The sequence below is a fragment of the Pedobacter frigidisoli genome (assembly GCF_032678525.1).
Classification (GTDB): Bacteria; Bacteroidota; Bacteroidia; order Sphingobacteriales; family Sphingobacteriaceae; genus Pedobacter; species Pedobacter frigidisoli_A.
Genome location: NZ_JAVTSE010000003.1, coordinates 255,090 through 272,356 on the forward strand (window position 1 = coordinate 255,090; position 17,267 = coordinate 272,356).

The window sequence follows — 17,267 nt, forward strand, 5'->3', positions numbered from 1 at the left end:
GCTTTACCTTCGTATCAATAAAACATAGAAACCAAAACCCTCGAGATTCATGAAAATAGCAGTAATTGGTACAGGCTACGTTGGCCTGGTAACAGGCACATGCCTGGCAGAAACCGGAAACGACGTAATTTGTGTCGACATCAACGTCGCCAAAGTAGAAAAAATGCAAAACGGTCTTCTGCCAATTTATGAGCCAGGGCTTGAATTGCTTTTTAACCGCAACATCAGCCAGAACAGATTAACGTTCACCACCAACCTTGCTTCAGCAATTAAGGATGCGCAAATTATTTTCATGGCTTTACCAACCCCTCCGGGTGGCGATGGTGCGGCGGATTTATCCTATATACTGGGTGCGGCCAAAGATGTTGCCTCGCTGATTACCGATTACAAAGTGATTGTAAATAAGTCAACTGTTCCAGTGGGTACAGCTGCTAAAGTAAAAGCAATATTTGAACAACATACCACCATTGAGGTAGATGTGGTTTCCAATCCTGAGTTTTTAAGAGAGGGAGTTGCGGTAGAAGATTTCATGAAACCCGATCGTGTTGTACTCGGTACTGGTAGTGAAAGAGCAAAAAAACTCATGACAGAGTTATATGCCCCTTACGTACGTCAGGGAAATCCAATCATCTTTATGGACGAAAAATCATCAGAACTAACCAAATATGCCGCCAACGCTTTCCTGGCTACAAAGATTACCTTCATGAACGAAATTGCAAACCTATGCGAACTCGCAGGTGCAGATGTTGATGCAGTCAGGAAAGGCATAGGCTCCGATGAAAGAATCGGAAAACGTTTTCTCTTCCCGGGTATTGGTTACGGTGGATCTTGCTTCCCAAAAGATGTTCAGGCACTGGTAAAAGCCGCAGATGAACATCAGTACAATTTCGAAATCCTGAAATCCGTGATGCAGGTAAACGAAAAACAAAAGCTTGTTCTGGTAAATAAAGTACTTCAATACTATGATTTTGATCTCAATGGAAAGCATTTCGCCATTTGGGGACTGTCATTCAAGCCTGAAACCGATGATATCAGAGAGGCCCCGGCACTTTACATCATCAAATCACTACTTAAAAAAGGCGCCACCCTTACAGTTTTTGATCCTGAAGGTGCGGAGAATGTAAGGCAACTATTTGGCGATAAAATCGGCTACGCCAAAGACCAGTACGAAGCGTTACATGCAGCTGATGCTTTACTTATCGCTACAGAATGGTCACTTTTCCGCAATCCAGATTTTGAAATGATCGAAACGCTGATGAAAGAAAAAGTCATTTTTGATGGACGGAATCTATTCGACCTGGAGAAAATGAATGGCTTAGGCTATTATTATAACAGCATTGGTCGTCAACTGGTTAACCAGTCTAATACTGAAGAAACCATTTACGTCGGAGGCCACGAATAATGATCAACAATAATATACCAGTACAGGACAACCAATCCGGAAATACATCAGCAAAACGCATCCTGATTACCGGTGCGGCAGGTTTCTTAGGCTCACACCTTTGCGACCGCTTCATAAAAGAAGGTTACCATGTCATAGGCATGGATAACCTCATTACCGGAAATATTGAAAACATTGAACACCTGTTTGCATTGCCGAACTTTGAGTTTCACCACCACGATGTTTCTAAGTTTGTACACATTCCCGGAAAGCTGGATTATATTCTGCATTTCGCATCGCCTGCAAGTCCGATAGATTACCTTAAAATCCCGATACAAACGCTCAAAGTGGGGTCTCTGGGTACACACAACCTGCTTGGCCTGGCCAGGGCAAAAAATGCACGCATGCTGATTGCTTCTACTTCTGAAGTATATGGCGATCCCAATGTAAACCCTCAGCCCGAAGAATACTGGGGCAATGTAAACCCGGTTGGTCCGAGAGGTGTTTACGATGAAGCCAAACGTTTTCAGGAAGCCATCACCATGGCATATCATACCTTCCACGGGGTAGAAACCCGCATCGTGAGGATTTTTAATACCTACGGACCAAGAATGAGACTAAATGATGGTCGCGTACTGCCTGCGTTTATCGGTCAGGCGCTACGCGGCGAAGATTTAACCGTTTTCGGTGATGGCAGCCAGACACGCTCCTTCTGCTATGTCGACGATCTGATCGAGGGCATCTACAGACTTCTCCAAAGCGATTACAGCCAGCCGGTAAATATCGGCAATCCTGATGAAATCACCATTAAGCAGTTCTGTGAGGAGATCATAAAATTAACCGGCACTACGCAGAAAATCATTTACAAGGAACTCCCTCAGGATGACCCTAAACAACGTCGCCCTGATATCACCAAAGCCCGCGATTTGTTAAACTGGGAGCCTCTGGTTGGTCGTGCAGAAGGTTTGCGAATTACCTACAATTACTTTAAACAATTACCTGAAGACGCCCTGCAGAAAACCGAGCATAAAGATTTCTCAAAGTACAACACGCATCACGTTGCGCAGGCAGAGCTGATATCCTGATCATTTTATCTCAAAGTGCAATGCTAAATCATACAGAAGTGACAGCCCGACCAGAATTACGTAATAAGAACATCCTGTATATCGGGGTAAAATTTTACTACTATCATCAGCAGCTTATCGATAAGCTCGAATCAAGCTATGGTGCCCGGGTAGATTATTTTCCCGAAAGAGATACCAGTATCCTGTATGGCATTATCAATCGCCTGAGTCCTTCCAATCTGGAGGCCTATCAGGAACTGCACTATAAACGGGTTCTCCGTCAAATCATGGAAAAGGAATATGATTATTTCCTTGTCATCCGTGGTTTTAAGATGCCAGTGTGGTTTGTTAAAAAGTTAAAAGAATTAAACCCATCTCTCAAACTGATCAATTATCAGTGGGATTCAAATGCAAACAGTCCTTTCATTAATACGAGCACACATTACAACATATTGCCCGAATTTGATGTGACGTTATCTTTCGATTATAAAGATGTAAGTGACTACCCGCAACTAGGCTATTCACCAACGTTTTATACCGACGAAATTAAGGCGCTTGGGCAGCAGGGTGAAAACAATAAACAAGAGTATGACCTTTTCTATTTCGGCTCTTATCTCCCGGAAAGATATGCCGGATTACAGAAGTTCATTGCTTATGCAAAGGCCAACAACTATTCTCTTAAATCGCATTTTTATATGCCGATCAGGTATTATATCATCGAAAGATTAAAGGGGGTTAAAATCGACTGGAAACTGATCAAACTTACCAAGATGTCCCGGGAAGATTACATAGCCAACCTGGCAAATGCGAAAACAATTATTGATGTAAGCAACGCAAAACAATCTGGTATGGCCATGCGGGTACTAGATGCACTGGGTGCCGGTAAAAAGGTTATTACCACCAACAAATGGGTAGCCCAGGATAGCATATTCGATCCCAGACAGATTGCTATTATAGACATTGAAAATATCAGTCTGGATAAAAATTTCATTGAAGATAACTCACCCCTGCCACGAAAGAAGGAATTCACAATGGACAGGTGGATAGAACGGATCTTTCTCGAGAGTTTCAGTAAGGTCAAGCAGCCGGCACAGTAATCTATTCACATTCCCCCAACCTAAACGTAAAAGAACGAATAATCCCCGTTAGATGAAGATTTTATCCAAGCTTAAGAACATACATTTTCTGTCACTGATGGGTACGGGAGGCATGTCGGTATTAACCTTTCTGTTAACCGCCATTCTTTATCGTTCTTTGTCCATTAAAGAAATAGGCATCTGGTTCTTTTTTCAGTCTATGCTTTCCTTTCTTGATACCTTTCGCCAGGGTTTCTTATCTACCGCATTTGTCAAGTTTTATGCCGGTTCCTCACCCGAGCGGGGACGCGAAGTAATTGGTTCAACCTGGTACATTGCTACGGCCACCACCGTTATCCTTTTATTGCTCAGCATTCCGCTCCTGTTTATTGTTTATCTGATCAAGGACGAAAGCCTGGTCTTTTTTGCAAAATTCTATGCCTTTAATCTAATGGCATCATTACCGATGATCGTGACGATGTGCATTGCACAGGGCGATTTAAAGTTCGGCCGCTTGTTGTATATCCGCGTATTCCAGGTAAGCTTTCTCATTTTGTGCGTAGGCTTTCTCATTTTTACCAGGCAAAATAACCTCGTCAATTTAATGTACATTAACATTGCAGCCAGCGCCATCACAAGCATTTTCTGCATGCTGCTGGGCTGGTCGGGCATCCGGTTCTTCTCGCATCGCACAAGAGAAAGTACAAAGGAAATTTTCAATTTTGGTAAATACACGGTAGGCACTTCAATAAGTTCCAGCCTTTTCGGCGTTACCGATACCTTCGTGATTAACTTCATGCTGGGTCCTTCGGCCCTTGCCGTATACAACCTGGGCCGTAGGCTAATGGAGGTAGTTGAAATACCCCTGCGCAGCTTTGTAGCAACAGCCATGCCTGCACTGTCAAGCGCCTTCAATCAGGGCAACAAAGAAAAACTCATTTCAACAATGGGTAAATACATTGGTATCATCACCATTGGTCTTGTTCCCTTCCTAATTGGCACCTACATCTTCGCCGGTTACGCCTTAGCCATTATTGGTGGTGGCAAGTACAATGGTACCGAAGCCGGATCAATAGCGGTGAATATATTCCGGATCAGTGCTACAATCGCACTACTTTACCCGGCCGACAGGTTCATGAGTGTAACCCTTGATGCCATTCACAAGCCTCAGATCAATTTATATAAGGTCATCATTATGGTGATCATCAATGTAGCCACCGATTTCGGAGGGATTTATTTCTTTGGAAACATATATGGATTGGTAGCAGGTACATTTATTCCGATTCTTGTGGGAACCATCATTTCCTATTACCACATCAGCAGAGGCTATAAGCGCTTTTCAATTGTGGAAAGCTATACCAATAGTTTCCTGGAAATTAAAAGATTTGTCTTCAACGGGTTTAAACCCGATAAAAAATTATCTCATTAAAAGCTAAAAAATCATGACAACCATGTTCAGCATACCATCCTGGGTTCAGCAATACAAATTTGACTACACTAAAGTAGCAGAGGTACCCGATCAGATATTCAACGATATTAATGCAAAGCTTGATACGCTGACCAAAGGCGAGCCCGATGTGAGCATCGTCATTGGCGCATGGAACGAGGAAATCAATATACTAAAGAATGTCGCCAGCCTGGCTGATCTAAAATCCAGGTATAGCATCGAAATTATTGTCATCAACAACAATTCTACCGATGGTACGCAAACCACGTTAGATAAGCTTAACATCCGCAACTACTTTCAGCCCATTCAAGGCTGGGGTCCTGCACGGCAAATGGGGCTTGAACAATCCAGAGGAAAATACATCCTCCTTGCTGATGCCGACTGCGTTTACCCCGCCTGCTGGGTAGATGATATGCTCGAATCACTCTCACAGAATAATGTTTCCTGTGTATACGGGCGCTATTCATTCATCCCTGAAAAAGGATATCCCCGCTGGAAACTTTACATGCTCGAAAGAATGAAAGATGTAATCTCGGAACTCCGTCACCTGAAACGTCCTTACCTTAATGCCTATGGCATCAGCATGGGCTATGTGAAAGCATACGGACTCGAAATTGGTCACATCATGACCCGTTTTAGAGGGGATGATGGTAAAATGGCTTTCGACCTGATGAAATACGGCAAGGTGAAACAGGTTAAAGGAGATAAAGCAAGGGCATGGACTGCGCCCCGCACATTACAGCGCGATGGCAGTTATTCAAAAGCCTTATGGAACAGGTTAAAGATCGAATCTGCCAAGTCGCTCTCTTTTTTAACGGCAATGAAGCCACATGATACTAAAAATGTTCCGGGCGAATAATTAGATATTAACAAAGCGATATGGTATTTTTTCCTCAGGTTTCATTACTCATTACCCATTACAACAGAAGTCATTCTTTACAGAACCTGTTGCAAAGATTCCGACAATTGGACTGTGTATTCGGCCAGATAGTGGTTTCCGATGACGGAAGCAAGGCCGAACACGCAAAAAACCTTCTTGAACTTCAGAAAGAGTATGGATTTCTGCTGGTAACAGCACCAACGAACCGCGGTCTGGGCAACAACCTCAACAAAGGTCAGGATGCCGTTAATAAGCCATTTACGCTTTATATCCAGGAAGACTTCGAGCCAGCTGATCTGTTTCCGACCGCTTTTGCTGAAGCATTGGTCATCATGGAAAACAGAACTGAACTCGACATTGTTAAGTTCTATGCCTATTACCCATATGCCTATTTAAAGTCGTACAATGAAAATTTTGATGAAATGTATGTGCCGGCTTTAGCCGCAGATTACAGAAAAATCTATTTTTATACCGATCACCCTCATTTACGTCGCTCCGCTTTCTTCACCAAATTCGGCCGCTATCCCGAAGGCATCAAAGGCGACGCAACAGAGTACAGCATGTGCATATCCTTCCTGCAGCACAAAGGAAAAGGTTTATTCTATAAAGATTTTGCTAACCTCCTCTCACAGAAAAACTCAGCTGAAGAGCCAAGTACCATGCAGAGGGAAAACTGGAAACAACGCAACGGGCTCCTGATCAACATGATCCGCTATGTGTACAGACAAATTAAATATAATTTCGATATTGTAACTCAAAAGCCCCTGAAGCAAATGCCATAAACGCCGGACTTAATCCGGCGTTTTTTTCCGTCCTTCCCTCTTTCTTCCTTGCCTCTTAAACGCCTATTGATTCGTAAATCTCCCTTACCGAGCGTTCCCAGCTATGTGATCTGGCAAAAGCTTTTCTTCTTGCTATAAGTTCAGCATTGTTGTTTGATAACAACTGGTGTATGCCATCAATATATTCTTTTAACGAACCGGCCAGGCTAACATAATGTTTAAATGCCTGCATCGACTTTGTAGCCGTTGCAATTGTCGGCTTGCCCAATACCAGGTATTCATCAATCTTTCGAGGATAATTACCTATTGTCAAATCATTTACCACCTGGGGATTAAAGCATACATCGAAGCTGTCAATATATACCGGTAAATCAGTTACAGGCTTTGGACCGGTAAAGTGTACATTCTGCAGCTGATGTAATTCGCTATTTAAGAAATCTTCATCTTCAGGTCCAACCAGCACGATGTTCCACTCAGGTTTGGCTTTGGCAATTGCACCAATTAAACTGATATCCAGGCGTGCAGAGGTAAGTACACCAACATAACCAATTACGGGCCCTGTAAAATTCCCCTTAATTTTATCCTTTTTACTGTTCAGATATTCATCAAAAAGTTCAAAGTCGCATCCCTGCCCAACATAAAAAGCATTAGGATTATAGGTAGCGCAATAATCTTTAAGAAATTCCGAATTCGCTACGCAGATATTGCTTTTAGCAATCAGCTTGGGTTCCAGGCTAGTGCCATGCCTCTCGTAATAGGTGGTCGCAATCATATTATCCCTCGAATAATACACAGAGAATGCAGGCTTCAGAAAATCAATCAGGTAAAAACTCCTGAAAATATCACTGTCGTTAAACAGAATCACATCTTCGAAACCGAGTGCGTCTATCGTAGGCTTAATGGCCCGATAAAACCGCTGGTTATTCAGGCGGTTAAAAACGTTAAATAAAGTGTCGAAGGGCAGCCAGTTAATTGATTCAATTAAGCAATCCGGATAAAGCGTATACAGGTTATTGTTAATCTGCTGTAGCCCCTCCTGTTTGCCGGCAATCACGTCTAAACGCATTTTTACCCCGGCGTTATTCGAACGCCTGATTTTAGTAATCCGGTCAAGTGGCGGATTGATATAAAGAACACGATTGTGTTTTGAAAACTCCACTGCAATATTTTTGCAATTGCTACCAATCTCGGTATCCCAGGCTTGTTGCCCTACGATAATAATATTTCGATTTTTCAAACCTTAGCTTTTAGCCTCACCTTTTAATGAGGGAATGACGTGTACGGTAGCTACTGATCGTTTATTCGCATTTCTGATTTTCAGAAGCGAACACACCTGCAGATACATAAATGCGGGAATATTTAACAAGGAACGGAATATTTTCTGATCTGCTTTACCATGGCGTAAGCCAATATAAAAACCAGTTACAAACAACAATAAAGCTACAAACCAGGTAATGGCCATATAACTGCCCATCAATATATTTGCAGCGAAGCAAATTACGGAGAGCAAAATAAAAATAAACAATGGTGGTCTCACCAATATAGTACCAAACAATATTTGGTTCCAGCTCAACGTTTTAAATCCTTTAATCAGTACTGATAGTCCAAGTCCGAAATATTTAAACCAGGTATTAATCCATCTTGAACGTTGATGAACCAACTGCGTAGAATTAGCGGTCTTTTCATCATATACTATAGCTTGGGGTACAAATGCTATCCTCTTATTCATTCCCACTATTTTGGCTTGAAGTACCTTATCAAAACCTGCGCCTTCTAAATCATAATTTTTAAAACAGTCCAGATATAACGAAGTTTTAAAAGCCATGCCCGAACCCGCAAGCGTGGCAGATGAGCCCAGTTTGAACAACAATTCCCCGTCGAAAAAATGGTAGTAGTAGTCTCGTGCGGCATCCATCGCTGCGATAGCTGTATCATAAGATTTTGCTTTCCTCACCCCCTGTACCGCTTCATAACCACGTTCAAACAAAACATTCATTTCGTTTAGGTATTCCGGGTCAGTCAGGTTATCGCTATCAATGATCGTAATCAGCTCGTGCTCACGAATAAAATGGGCTATCGCGTATAGATGAGATCGGGTGTTACTCGCCAGCACCTGTTCAGGGCGCAATACCACTACCCGGTCATCATCAAATGAAAGTCCCGATACATCGCAGTTATCTGCCACCACATATATGGTATAGTGCTGATAATTTAAAGATAACAGGGATTGTACCACTGCCGGCAATAAATCAACCTGTTGATAAGCCGTCACAATGATCCCGTAATCATAGTCTTTAGAAACTCTCCGGGATTCTTTTGCAGAAGGCACCAGCAGGTAAATTACATAAAGTAAAATGGGCAATACCAGATTATATCCAATAAGGAATTGTAAAATCAGCCATAGATAATGTATGATCATGGTTTATCTTCTTTTATTTTGTGAGCAGTGTAAGCCTTGTAAAACGCAAGACCAAAAAACAAAATCCCGGGAATTATAAATATCTCAAATGGCATGGTATTAAATTAAAATGGGCCGGGCAACAGCCTTTTCCATTAGTTTATGTTGATGAACAAATACCCACGACAGGTAAACCACTATTGAAGTGGGCATCAGGTTAATTACCTCATTTCCGTAACTGCAAAATAATATACCTGCCGCACCCGCAGTAAGGGCAATCAGTTTGGTTTTCAAAATCTTATTTTCAATGTTCCAAACCATCCCGCAACAACTCCCGATAATATACATCATTACACTGAACCAGATGGTTAAACCCACCACCCCGTACATCATCCACACCTTCACAAAATAACTGTCGGGTGGCACGGTAGACAGGTATTTATCCGCATTATAAAGTTTCCCGTAATAGCCTGTAACCCCCGGCCCTGCACCAAATGGTAAATCGGCCATGTAAGCTTTGATATTTTGCTGGTTGATGAAGCGCACATTCAGCGAAGCATCCTCAGGGTTTAATGCCGACCTCAACCGGTAAATCTGGTAATTGCTATCGCCCAGGTGTGTAAATTTCAAAATGGCCAGTAAACCTAAAACCAGCATACCACCCACAAAAAGCGCTTTAAAGTTCTTACTTAGGATAATCGCTACTAAACAACCAATCACAATGGCAAACAAAGCTCCCCTTGTTCCAGAGATCAGCATACCATATATATTGATAAAGCCACATAAACCCAGCAATATCCGTTTCCAGGTTTTAATAGGCGCAAGGGCAAACATCAGCGCCATTAAGCCAATATGTGCCTGTGAGGCACCAAATTGTCCGGCATCACTATAAAACGAGAATACCCTCAACCTGCCCCATAACAGGTGGGTACTGGCGTTTTCCTCAAGAAATACCTGTTCCCCTTTCGATAATCCAAAATGAAGCTGCTTAAAACCGTTGATGGTGGCCAGCGTAGAAAGTCCGATGATCAGAATAATAAAGATATCCAGTTCCCTCTCCGACTTAAAAGTGAGTAAACCCAGCATCACAATCATAAAGGGATAAACTGCCGTGCTCCTGATTTCATTGATCCAACCGGCTAAACTTGTTCCCGGATTAAAACCCTCAAGTAAGCTTACCCCAAGCCAGATGAGCAACGCATAAAAAATACCTGTGTGCAGCCTCTCCCAGTTTTCTTTTTTGCTGGTAATTAATGTGCAGATGAAAATGACCACCAGCACACAGTCAATAAAAAGCCCCACCGGCAAACCACCGATTTCTCTTGATATAATGAAGAAGAGAAAGCAATAGGCAATTAAAAAATAAAACAAAAATCGTTGCATCGGCGCGTTTGTAAATCCTTATAGATGCGGTTAAACAACTTTATTCAAAATCCATCCTAAAAAGCCTGGCTGTTCTTTAATGTACCTTACCAGGCCTTGCTCCTGATCACTGATACTGGTGTTATGCTCAAAAACAGCGATGTTCTTTTCGGTAAACAAAAGCCACTCTTTCGAAATATTTACATCAGCCAGGCTGTTGATATCAATAATGATATAATCAAACTCTTTCTTTAAAACATCAAATCCATTTCTCAGGCTCACCACATTCTGAATCTCCAGTAGTGAATTTCTTTCACTGCTTTTATTCATAACCGTGATCAAATCTTCGGTATGGAACTCCTTTTTTACCAGAAACGAATGAAAACTCTGACTCGTCACTAAACCGGTTTCATCGCTCAGCTGTTTCGATTGCTCGTCTGCAATCAGCAGCACTTTCTTTCCCGTTAAGGCAAAGGCATAAGCCAGACTGTAAGCGATAAATGTTTTACCAGCGTTAGCCTTTAAACTCGTTATTCCCAGAATCTTACTCTGGTCGAGCTCCATCTGATTAAATATTTCAAACCTCAGCGAACGAATTTGTTCTTTGTAAACTGTGAACATGTCATTGTCACTTTTATCGTTCCAGATATCGCGGGGATTCACTTCCTTATTGCCGATGCTGTTCAAGCTTCCTATCGCAACAGATTGCGTAGCGGCTTCAAGTTGCTTAGCATTGGTAATGGATGTGTTGGCAACCACCAGCAAAAAGATAAAGCCAATGCAAAGCGAAAGCGAACCAATTCCTGAACCGGCAACATATAGAACCTTTTTAGAAGGTTTCGGATTGCCCGGTAAACCAACCTGTTCAATTTTCAGATTTAAACCCAGCTTCTGGTCTGTTTTAGCCAGATTGAATCGATCCAATGCAGCCATATAGTCTTTAGTCGCAAGTTCAGCATCTCTTTCATAATTTTGGATATCGGCATCAAAAGGTACCATCCCGCTGTAACGCGAGCGCAGCACCGAAAGTTCCGAATCAATCGAGCGGATACTGCTTCGAGCCTGTTGCAAGGCAATTTCCAATGCCAGCTTCTGCTGTACCAGGTCTTGTTTCGAAGAAGCCGTGTTAATCACATTCTCGTCAGCGTTTACAGCGCTTCTCGAACTTAAAATCCGGTTAAGCGAATCTATCCTGCGTTGGTCTGAAGGTTTAAATCCGCCATCAATGAAAGCATTATTTGCGAGTTGCAAACGTCTTTTCAAGTCAATAATTTCCCGGTTGTCGGCACGGCTGCTACCATTGATGTATTTATCACTGCCCCTCAGTTTGCTTTCGATGGTGGCAATAGCACCACCGTTCGATTGAATCACCCGCATGGCTTCCGCACGTTGCGATTCATAGAGCGAAATCTGATTATAAACCGTAGCCGATTGCTCTGTCAGGTTTAAAACGCCTTTGGTTTTCCTGAACTTCGAAAGCTGTTCGTTCTTCAGGTCCATTTGTGTTTTCTTGCCCTGTAACAAAGAATCCAGAATTCGGGCAGAAGAATTCTGGTTAAGGGTAACATCTGTACTATAATTACTGATAAACTCAGAAGACAAGGTATTTACCACATAGGCGCTTAATACCGGACTTTCAGATAAATATTTAACCGTAATCAAATCACTATTCCCAGAATGAGAAACATCCAGGTGTATATTCAGGTCCTCTTCCGAGTAGCCCATTGTTTCCGCGATGGTATAAAACGGATATTTTCCTTTGTCGTCATCAAGTGTCAGCACTGCTTTGGCAGCTAGCCTGGCTTTAAACAAATCCAATACCTGTTGCCTTTCGGTTTGGCTCCAGTTTTCTACCAGTTCCGGATAGGGTTTAAAGCTCGTTTTCTGATTTTCCAGATCATGAATAATGAGCTTGTAGGTCAGGATATCCATCATCTTCTTCATGGTGAATTTCTCCACCAGATTTGAAAACTGCTGATTGGTAGTAAACCAGTCTACGGTTTCATTGCTGATCACTTTTTTAGAAGGATCCAGTAAACCAGTCGATACCTGCGCTTCAGATTCATATTGTTTTGGTAAACGGCTCACCAAAAAGAAAGTAATCACAATAACCGCTACCGGAATCCCGATGATCAGCCATTTATTGCGATTGGCATGTTGTAAAAATGATTTAAAATCCATGTGTATCTCTATTTACCTTCCTGTATCTTCTGCCCTATAATCTCTTCCAGCATTGCTTTTGCTTTGAGGTAGTTGGTTTCGGTTTGTATCTTGAGTGTAAGCACCTCTGCCTGTTCAATTCTCGATTGGTTATAAACATCGAGTGTAACGCTGCTCCGTTCAAACTTACTTCTCAGGCTTTCCGCAACCCCCTTGCTGTCAACCGCACGCTGGGTAACCACCTTCAGCTGGGTTTTCTGTTCCAGGTAATCATAATAGCGTCTTTTTACTTCGGTAGTCAGCTGATAGTCAAAGTCAAGTTCCTGCAACTGTGCAACCTTGTATTCTGCTTTAGCTTTCTTCACCATAAAAGGTTTCTGTAGCAGTGTTCCGATATTGATGTTGATACCAGCCTGTAAACCATTTACATTATATGGATTCACCAGGTCAACAGCCGATTTCCCTTCCGGACGATAGATGTATGACACGTTAAAGATGTCGAGGTACGATACCTGTGCCATAGGTACTCCCGCTTTGGCACTCTCAGTAAGTGCCTGCTGCACTTTACGTTTGCCATAGTTCTGTTTCGCCAGGGCGATATAGGTTTCTATATCTGAAGCATTAACCTCAGTCAGCATCGATTCTTGTGCATAAGCGCCTGTAAACGAAAGCAACATCAATAAAGTGGTAATCTTAAATAGGTATCTCATTTTTAAAAAATTAATCGGTATTGTATTACACATCTTCTTTTTGAATCAGTGCCGGTATGGTTTTTAGAATTATTTTAAAGTCCAGGAAAATAGAATAGTGGTTCGCGTAGTAATTATCAAGCTCCTTACGTTCACTTTCCGACATGTCTTTTTTACCTCTGCGGCTAATCTGCCACAATCCGGTAAGTCCGGCCGGGCCATTAAAGCGTGTAGACCATTTATTGGTGGTCAGCTGTTCTGCCTCATAAAGCGGCAATGGCCGGTTTCCTACCAGCGACATGTCGCCAGTCAGCACATTAATCAGCTGTGGAAGCTCGTCTATGCTGGTTTTCCGTAAAATCTTGCCTACCCTGGTAATCCGGGGGTCGTTAGAAAATTTAACAAAAGCCGACTTTCCGTTTTTATTGCCTTCGTTGGCATATTGATTCAGGTCGGCAAGTTGTTGCACCATCTGGTCAGCATCACTCCGCATCGATCTGAATTTGTAGAAATCAAAAATCCGGTAGCCTGCGCCCACCCTTTTGCTTTTGTAAACCACCGAACCTTTCGATTCCAGCTTAATCAGTATGGCAACCGCCACAAACAAAGGCGAAAGAATCAGTAACGCTATCGACGAAGCCACAATGTCAAATACCCTTTTGCTCACAGGCATCCGGTATGTATCTTTCATTTCCGCTTCCAGTTGATGTATGTTCGGTTTAACAGACCTGAATTTCACGAGGAAGCCAATTCTCGATACAAAATCTGCAGTAGGAAAAGGATAAATATAATAATCGTTTACTTTGAGCTCCAATGATCTGCGCCTGTAGGCGGCATTATCTTCAGTTCCGATCAGGATAATAATTAAACGCTTTAGTACCGGGTGATTTCTGATAAGCATTACTTTTTCAAAGCACTTTCCCTCATCATCCACTTCAATCATCATCACATCAGGCAGACTTAAAAAGGTTTGATGGGCGATGTATACATCAAAATCTGCGATAAATTGTAAATGTTTAAAGTGTTCACCAATATATACCGGCATTACACTGGATAGGATGTTTCCTGAATAGACCGCTTTTACATTGGTAAGCTGCAGGTCGCTGAAAGTGTTTAACATTAGGCAATTAAACTATTGATCTGGTTCTTCAATAGCGTCGGGTTAAAAGGTTTCTCCATATAGCTGTCAACCTTAAAAGTCATTTCTTTCACTTTCTCCTCCAGGTTTTCCTCTCCCGATAATAACATCACCGGCGTATTGCGGTATAAGCCACTCAGTTTTAAAATCTGGATAAACAAGCTCCCGTCAAAATAAGGCATTCTTAAACTGGAGATAACGAGGTCCGGATCGTTCCCTTCCTCCAGCCAGCTCAACGCGTCAATACCATTGGTTTTTATTGTTAACCGGTATTCCGACGATAAAATAAAATTTAGCAGTTTACCTAAGTTTAAACCACCATCCACAATTAAAATGTGCTTCTTGGTGGCTTTCTTTTTGATGCTGTTGAGTAGGAGTCTTTTCATAAATTTATACTTAAAAGTTGTAGACAAAAAGATGCATATTCCACATCATATACTACTTTTCTAAATCTCTGTAAAGGTCTAATTTGAAGCCTGAGCCAACAATAGCCCGATAGGGCTAAACTGGAAAACTATACTTTTTTTTTAATACCACAGCCGGGTTGCCAACCATCACCGAATTATCATCCACATCTTTTGTAATCACCGATCCGGCACCAATAATCACATTGTTGCCAATCCTGATATCCCCTATAATCACTACATTTACACCAATATCCACGTTATCGCCAATCACTGGCGAAGCACTGGGAGTACCGTGTTCTGTAATTTTACAACTGATATTGGTGAGCTGACGCAGGTTGCAATTGGTGCCGATAACCGTTCTGCTGCCGATAACCGTACCAAAACCATATTGAATTTTCAGGCCCTTGCCAATCTTGGCACTCGAGTTTATACCCACATTCATTACCCATCCAATGATGAATTTATAAATCAGCAGGTACCAGAAAAACAGATATCTCAAGACTTTATGCTGGTAAATCAAAGAAGATAACCTGAACAATATCATAATCATTCTCGATTTGAAATTGCCTTTATTATCCTCCCAGTCTTGAAAAATCCCATCCGAGAGTAACTTGCCTCTCAGTTTAATCATCGCTTTTTTTGGTCATATTTTCATTGAAACTATTTCTTACCTGCCTCCATAATCACTTACAGGAAAAGGTTCGATATTTCAACAAAACTATTGTAAAAAACAGCGATTTTCAATAGCCCTTAACTACCAACAAAAAACGACTAAACCGGTGATAATATCGACTTTACGACCCAATTGAGCATCGTTTTGGATCATAAACACACTATTTTGCGGCTACAAAAACGGGGGTTTCCGTAACGGTGATTTGTATCTTGCCGTTTTGTGTATCCACCACCCTGCTGCTCATTTCAGTTTGCCCGGTTGCCGGGGTGTAAATAACAGCCTGTGTAGCACTGCCTAAGTTGAGTTCGTACGTGGCCGTTCTCGCTGTTTGGTCAGGTATGGAAAGGACATACATCTTTTTCCCGTTAAGAGCGTACACATCAACGTTGGGATCATTGCTGAGGCTGCTCTGGTAAAAATATTCCCCTAAAAGTTTATTGGCTTGGAGAAAGTAGTCGGCCGAAGGTCTTTTACTGCGGTCGGGATTAACAAACCCTGATGAAGTATATTGCGTCCAGCTGTTTACATCCACATTCTCCAGCATATAGAAAATACATTTAGAAATACCACTTCTGGCGTATAAAAGCGCGGTACGAAGGTTCCAGTCGGCCTGGGTTACCTGCGAACTTTTGTTGCCAATGGCTATCGCCCGTTGCGGTGTATGCTCACCAACATCGTAGCCGGTTTCAGTTACCCAAACCGGAATGTTGGCTGCTTTGCTTTTTGATAAGGAAGAAAATTTATCTGCTACAGTTCTAAGATTTGAAAGTTCGGGCGCTATGCCTCTGGTTGCAGTGGCATAAACTGTAGTTGCATCATTAGCATACAGATGATAATTGATCACATCAAAACAAAGGTCTATCTGTCCGTTCGCTTTCCTCCCCCTGTTGGCAGAGCACCAGTTAATCAATTTTTCTACGTATTCAGGATTTGGATCAGCCAGTCCGCCCATTACCACAATCATATTCGGGTCGGCATTCTTTACGCCAACACCTTTACCCAGCCGTCCCTGATCACCATCATAAAATGCTGATAGGTTGGCAGCATATTCCTCTGCGGTCTGTTTTGTGCCCTCACCCTTCCACCACTTGTCCCTTTCATTATCACACTCTATATAATTAACGGTACCCAAACCAATCTTTTTTGTATTCCTGGGGTCGCCTGTCCAGCGGATGCTTGGATCGATCAGCAACAATGCGGTATCTACGTTTTTGTTGGTGCCGTATCTCGCCGCAAGCTGAAAAGCAGCACGGGCTTGTTTAATATAGCTCAAGGGTTTAGAACGATCCAGACCATATGGGGCGGGTACATTTTCTGCATCCTTCAAGTTTGCCGGGTAAGAATTTAGCAACCACGAGGGGCAGGTTTTTAAATCTACCAGCACATATTTACCCGCGTTTTTCATGGTTTGGTAAATGAGGTCGTAATCCCAGCCACCATTGTGTGCAGGGCTATAAGAAAATGCACCTTCAACTGGCTCTATGCGTTCCCAGTCGAGGTAATGTCGCATTCCGCTAAAAGACTTAATGGTTTCAAGTCGCGAAGGGTCAATCTGCTCATGTGCCGATTCCGAGGCCAGGTCCCATTCAAAGGCATTGATACCAAGATATTCCTTAAAGGCAACACCTGAGCCTGATGGCTCCGTCAGCGACAGTGTTTTGTCCGGAGCAAAAGTTTCAGAATCGGTAGCGATAGTTCGCTTACATCCGTTTGAAAATAGCGTAAGTGCTACGCATGAAAATACGATGATTGATGAAGACATTTTAAGCATAACGGGAGGATTTGGTGCAAAGCTACCCAATTCCCCGCC

15 protein-coding genes are annotated in these 17,267 nt (G+C 42.4%); 6 read left to right on the plus strand and 9 right to left on the minus strand.

Annotated elements, in window-relative coordinates:
- Positions 1-49 precede the first annotated feature (49 nt).
- Genes R2Q80_RS10125 through R2Q80_RS10150 form a run of 6 tightly spaced genes read left to right on the plus strand, consistent with a single transcriptional unit; the run spans position 50 to position 6,630 of the window.
- The gene (locus R2Q80_RS10125; RefSeq protein WP_316799487.1) at positions 50-1,402 is read left to right on the plus strand and encodes a UDP-glucose/GDP-mannose dehydrogenase family protein; all 1,353 of its coding nucleotides are present in this window, start codon (positions 50-52) and stop codon (positions 1,400-1,402) included.
- Positions 1,402-2,466, plus strand: coding sequence for a UDP-glucuronic acid decarboxylase family protein (locus R2Q80_RS10130; RefSeq protein ID WP_316799488.1), 1,065 nt, complete (start codon positions 1,402-1,404; stop codon positions 2,464-2,466). The genes R2Q80_RS10125 and R2Q80_RS10130 overlap by 1 nt, the downstream gene beginning before the upstream one ends.
- A 20-nt stretch (positions 2,467-2,486) precedes the next feature.
- The gene (locus R2Q80_RS10135) at positions 2,487-3,542 is read left to right on the plus strand and encodes a hypothetical protein (RefSeq protein ID WP_316799489.1); all 1,056 of its coding nucleotides are present in this window, start codon (positions 2,487-2,489) and stop codon (positions 3,540-3,542) included.
- Between the two features lie 52 nt (positions 3,543-3,594).
- A complete protein-coding gene (locus R2Q80_RS10140) occupies positions 3,595-4,950 on the plus strand; it encodes a lipopolysaccharide biosynthesis protein (RefSeq protein WP_316799490.1) in 1,356 nt (451 codons plus the stop codon).
- A gap of 22 nt (positions 4,951-4,972) precedes the next feature.
- Positions 4,973-5,827 carry a glycosyltransferase family 2 protein gene (locus tag R2Q80_RS10145; RefSeq protein WP_316799491.1) on the plus strand — a complete coding sequence of 285 codons (855 nt, stop codon included), beginning with the start codon at positions 4,973-4,975 and terminating at the stop codon, positions 5,825-5,827.
- 20 nt (positions 5,828-5,847) lie between these two features.
- Entirely contained in the window at positions 5,848-6,630 is a 783-nt protein-coding gene (locus tag R2Q80_RS10150; protein ID WP_316799492.1) for a glycosyltransferase, read from the plus strand.
- Positions 6,631-6,685: 55 nt separating this feature from the next.
- On the opposite strand, the gene R2Q80_RS10155 is transcribed toward R2Q80_RS10150, so the two are convergent.
- From R2Q80_RS10155 to R2Q80_RS10195, 9 genes are all read right to left on the minus strand, one after another.
- Complete coding sequence (locus tag R2Q80_RS10155; protein ID WP_316799493.1) at positions 6,686-7,867, minus strand: glycosyltransferase; 1,182 nt, start codon at positions 7,865-7,867, stop codon at positions 6,686-6,688.
- Between the two features lie 3 nt (positions 7,868-7,870).
- Entirely contained in the window at positions 7,871-9,049 is a 1,179-nt protein-coding gene (locus R2Q80_RS10160; protein WP_316799494.1) for a glycosyltransferase, read from the minus strand.
- 99 nt (positions 9,050-9,148) lie between these two features.
- Positions 9,149-10,411: an O-antigen ligase family protein gene (locus tag R2Q80_RS10165; protein WP_053058230.1), complete on the minus strand. Its 1,263-nt coding sequence runs from the start codon at positions 10,409-10,411 to the stop codon at positions 9,149-9,151.
- A gap of 30 nt (positions 10,412-10,441) precedes the next feature.
- The gene (locus tag R2Q80_RS10170; RefSeq protein WP_316799495.1) at positions 10,442-12,571 is read right to left on the minus strand and encodes a lipopolysaccharide biosynthesis protein; all 2,130 of its coding nucleotides are present in this window, start codon (positions 12,569-12,571) and stop codon (positions 10,442-10,444) included.
- An 8-nt stretch (positions 12,572-12,579) separates the two neighbouring features.
- Complete coding sequence (locus R2Q80_RS10175; RefSeq protein WP_316799496.1) at positions 12,580-13,260, minus strand: TolC family protein; 681 nt, start codon at positions 13,258-13,260, stop codon at positions 12,580-12,582.
- Between the two features lie 25 nt (positions 13,261-13,285).
- Positions 13,286-14,359, minus strand: a complete 1,074-nt coding sequence (locus tag R2Q80_RS10180) for a sugar transferase (protein WP_316799497.1) — start codon at positions 14,357-14,359, stop codon at positions 13,286-13,288.
- Positions 14,359-14,763 carry a response regulator gene (locus tag R2Q80_RS10185; protein ID WP_316799498.1) on the minus strand — a complete coding sequence of 135 codons (405 nt, stop codon included), beginning with the start codon at positions 14,761-14,763 and terminating at the stop codon, positions 14,359-14,361. Before R2Q80_RS10185 ends, R2Q80_RS10180 begins: the two co-directional genes overlap by 1 nt.
- A gap of 115 nt (positions 14,764-14,878) precedes the next feature.
- Positions 14,879-15,415, minus strand: a complete 537-nt coding sequence (locus R2Q80_RS10190; protein ID WP_316799499.1) for a serine acetyltransferase — start codon at positions 15,413-15,415, stop codon at positions 14,879-14,881.
- A 202-nt stretch (positions 15,416-15,617) separates the two neighbouring features.
- Complete coding sequence (locus R2Q80_RS10195; RefSeq protein WP_316799500.1) at positions 15,618-17,228, minus strand: hypothetical protein; 1,611 nt, start codon at positions 17,226-17,228, stop codon at positions 15,618-15,620.
- Positions 17,229-17,267 lie beyond the last annotated feature (39 nt).

Coding starts and splice junctions, on each gene's coding strand:
- R2Q80_RS10125 (WP_316799487.1), top strand. CDS start 50: ATGAAAATAGCAGTAATTGGTACAGGCTACGTTGGCCTGGTAACAGGC.
- R2Q80_RS10130 (WP_316799488.1), top strand. CDS start 1,402: ATGATCAACAATAATATACCAGTACAGGACAACCAATCCGGAAATACA.
- R2Q80_RS10135 (WP_316799489.1), top strand. CDS start 2,487: ATGCTAAATCATACAGAAGTGACAGCCCGACCAGAATTACGTAATAAG.
- R2Q80_RS10140 (WP_316799490.1), top strand. CDS start 3,595: ATGAAGATTTTATCCAAGCTTAAGAACATACATTTTCTGTCACTGATG.
- R2Q80_RS10145 (WP_316799491.1), top strand. CDS start 4,973: ATGTTCAGCATACCATCCTGGGTTCAGCAATACAAATTTGACTACACT.
- R2Q80_RS10150 (WP_316799492.1), top strand. CDS start 5,848: ATGGTATTTTTTCCTCAGGTTTCATTACTCATTACCCATTACAACAGA.
- R2Q80_RS10160 (WP_316799494.1), bottom strand. CDS start 9,049: ATGATCATACATTATCTATGGCTGATTTTACAATTCCTTATTGGATAT.
- R2Q80_RS10165 (WP_053058230.1), bottom strand. CDS start 10,411: ATGCAACGATTTTTGTTTTATTTTTTAATTGCCTATTGCTTTCTCTTC.
- R2Q80_RS10170 (WP_316799495.1), bottom strand. CDS start 12,571: ATGGATTTTAAATCATTTTTACAACATGCCAATCGCAATAAATGGCTG.
- R2Q80_RS10175 (WP_316799496.1), bottom strand. CDS start 13,260: ATGAGATACCTATTTAAGATTACCACTTTATTGATGTTGCTTTCGTTT.
- R2Q80_RS10180 (WP_316799497.1), bottom strand. CDS start 14,359: ATGTTAAACACTTTCAGCGACCTGCAGCTTACCAATGTAAAAGCGGTC.
- R2Q80_RS10185 (WP_316799498.1), bottom strand. CDS start 14,763: ATGAAAAGACTCCTACTCAACAGCATCAAAAAGAAAGCCACCAAGAAG.
- R2Q80_RS10190 (WP_316799499.1), bottom strand. CDS start 15,415: ATGATTAAACTGAGAGGCAAGTTACTCTCGGATGGGATTTTTCAAGAC.
- R2Q80_RS10195 (WP_316799500.1), bottom strand. CDS start 17,228: ATGCTTAAAATGTCTTCATCAATCATCGTATTTTCATGCGTAGCACTT.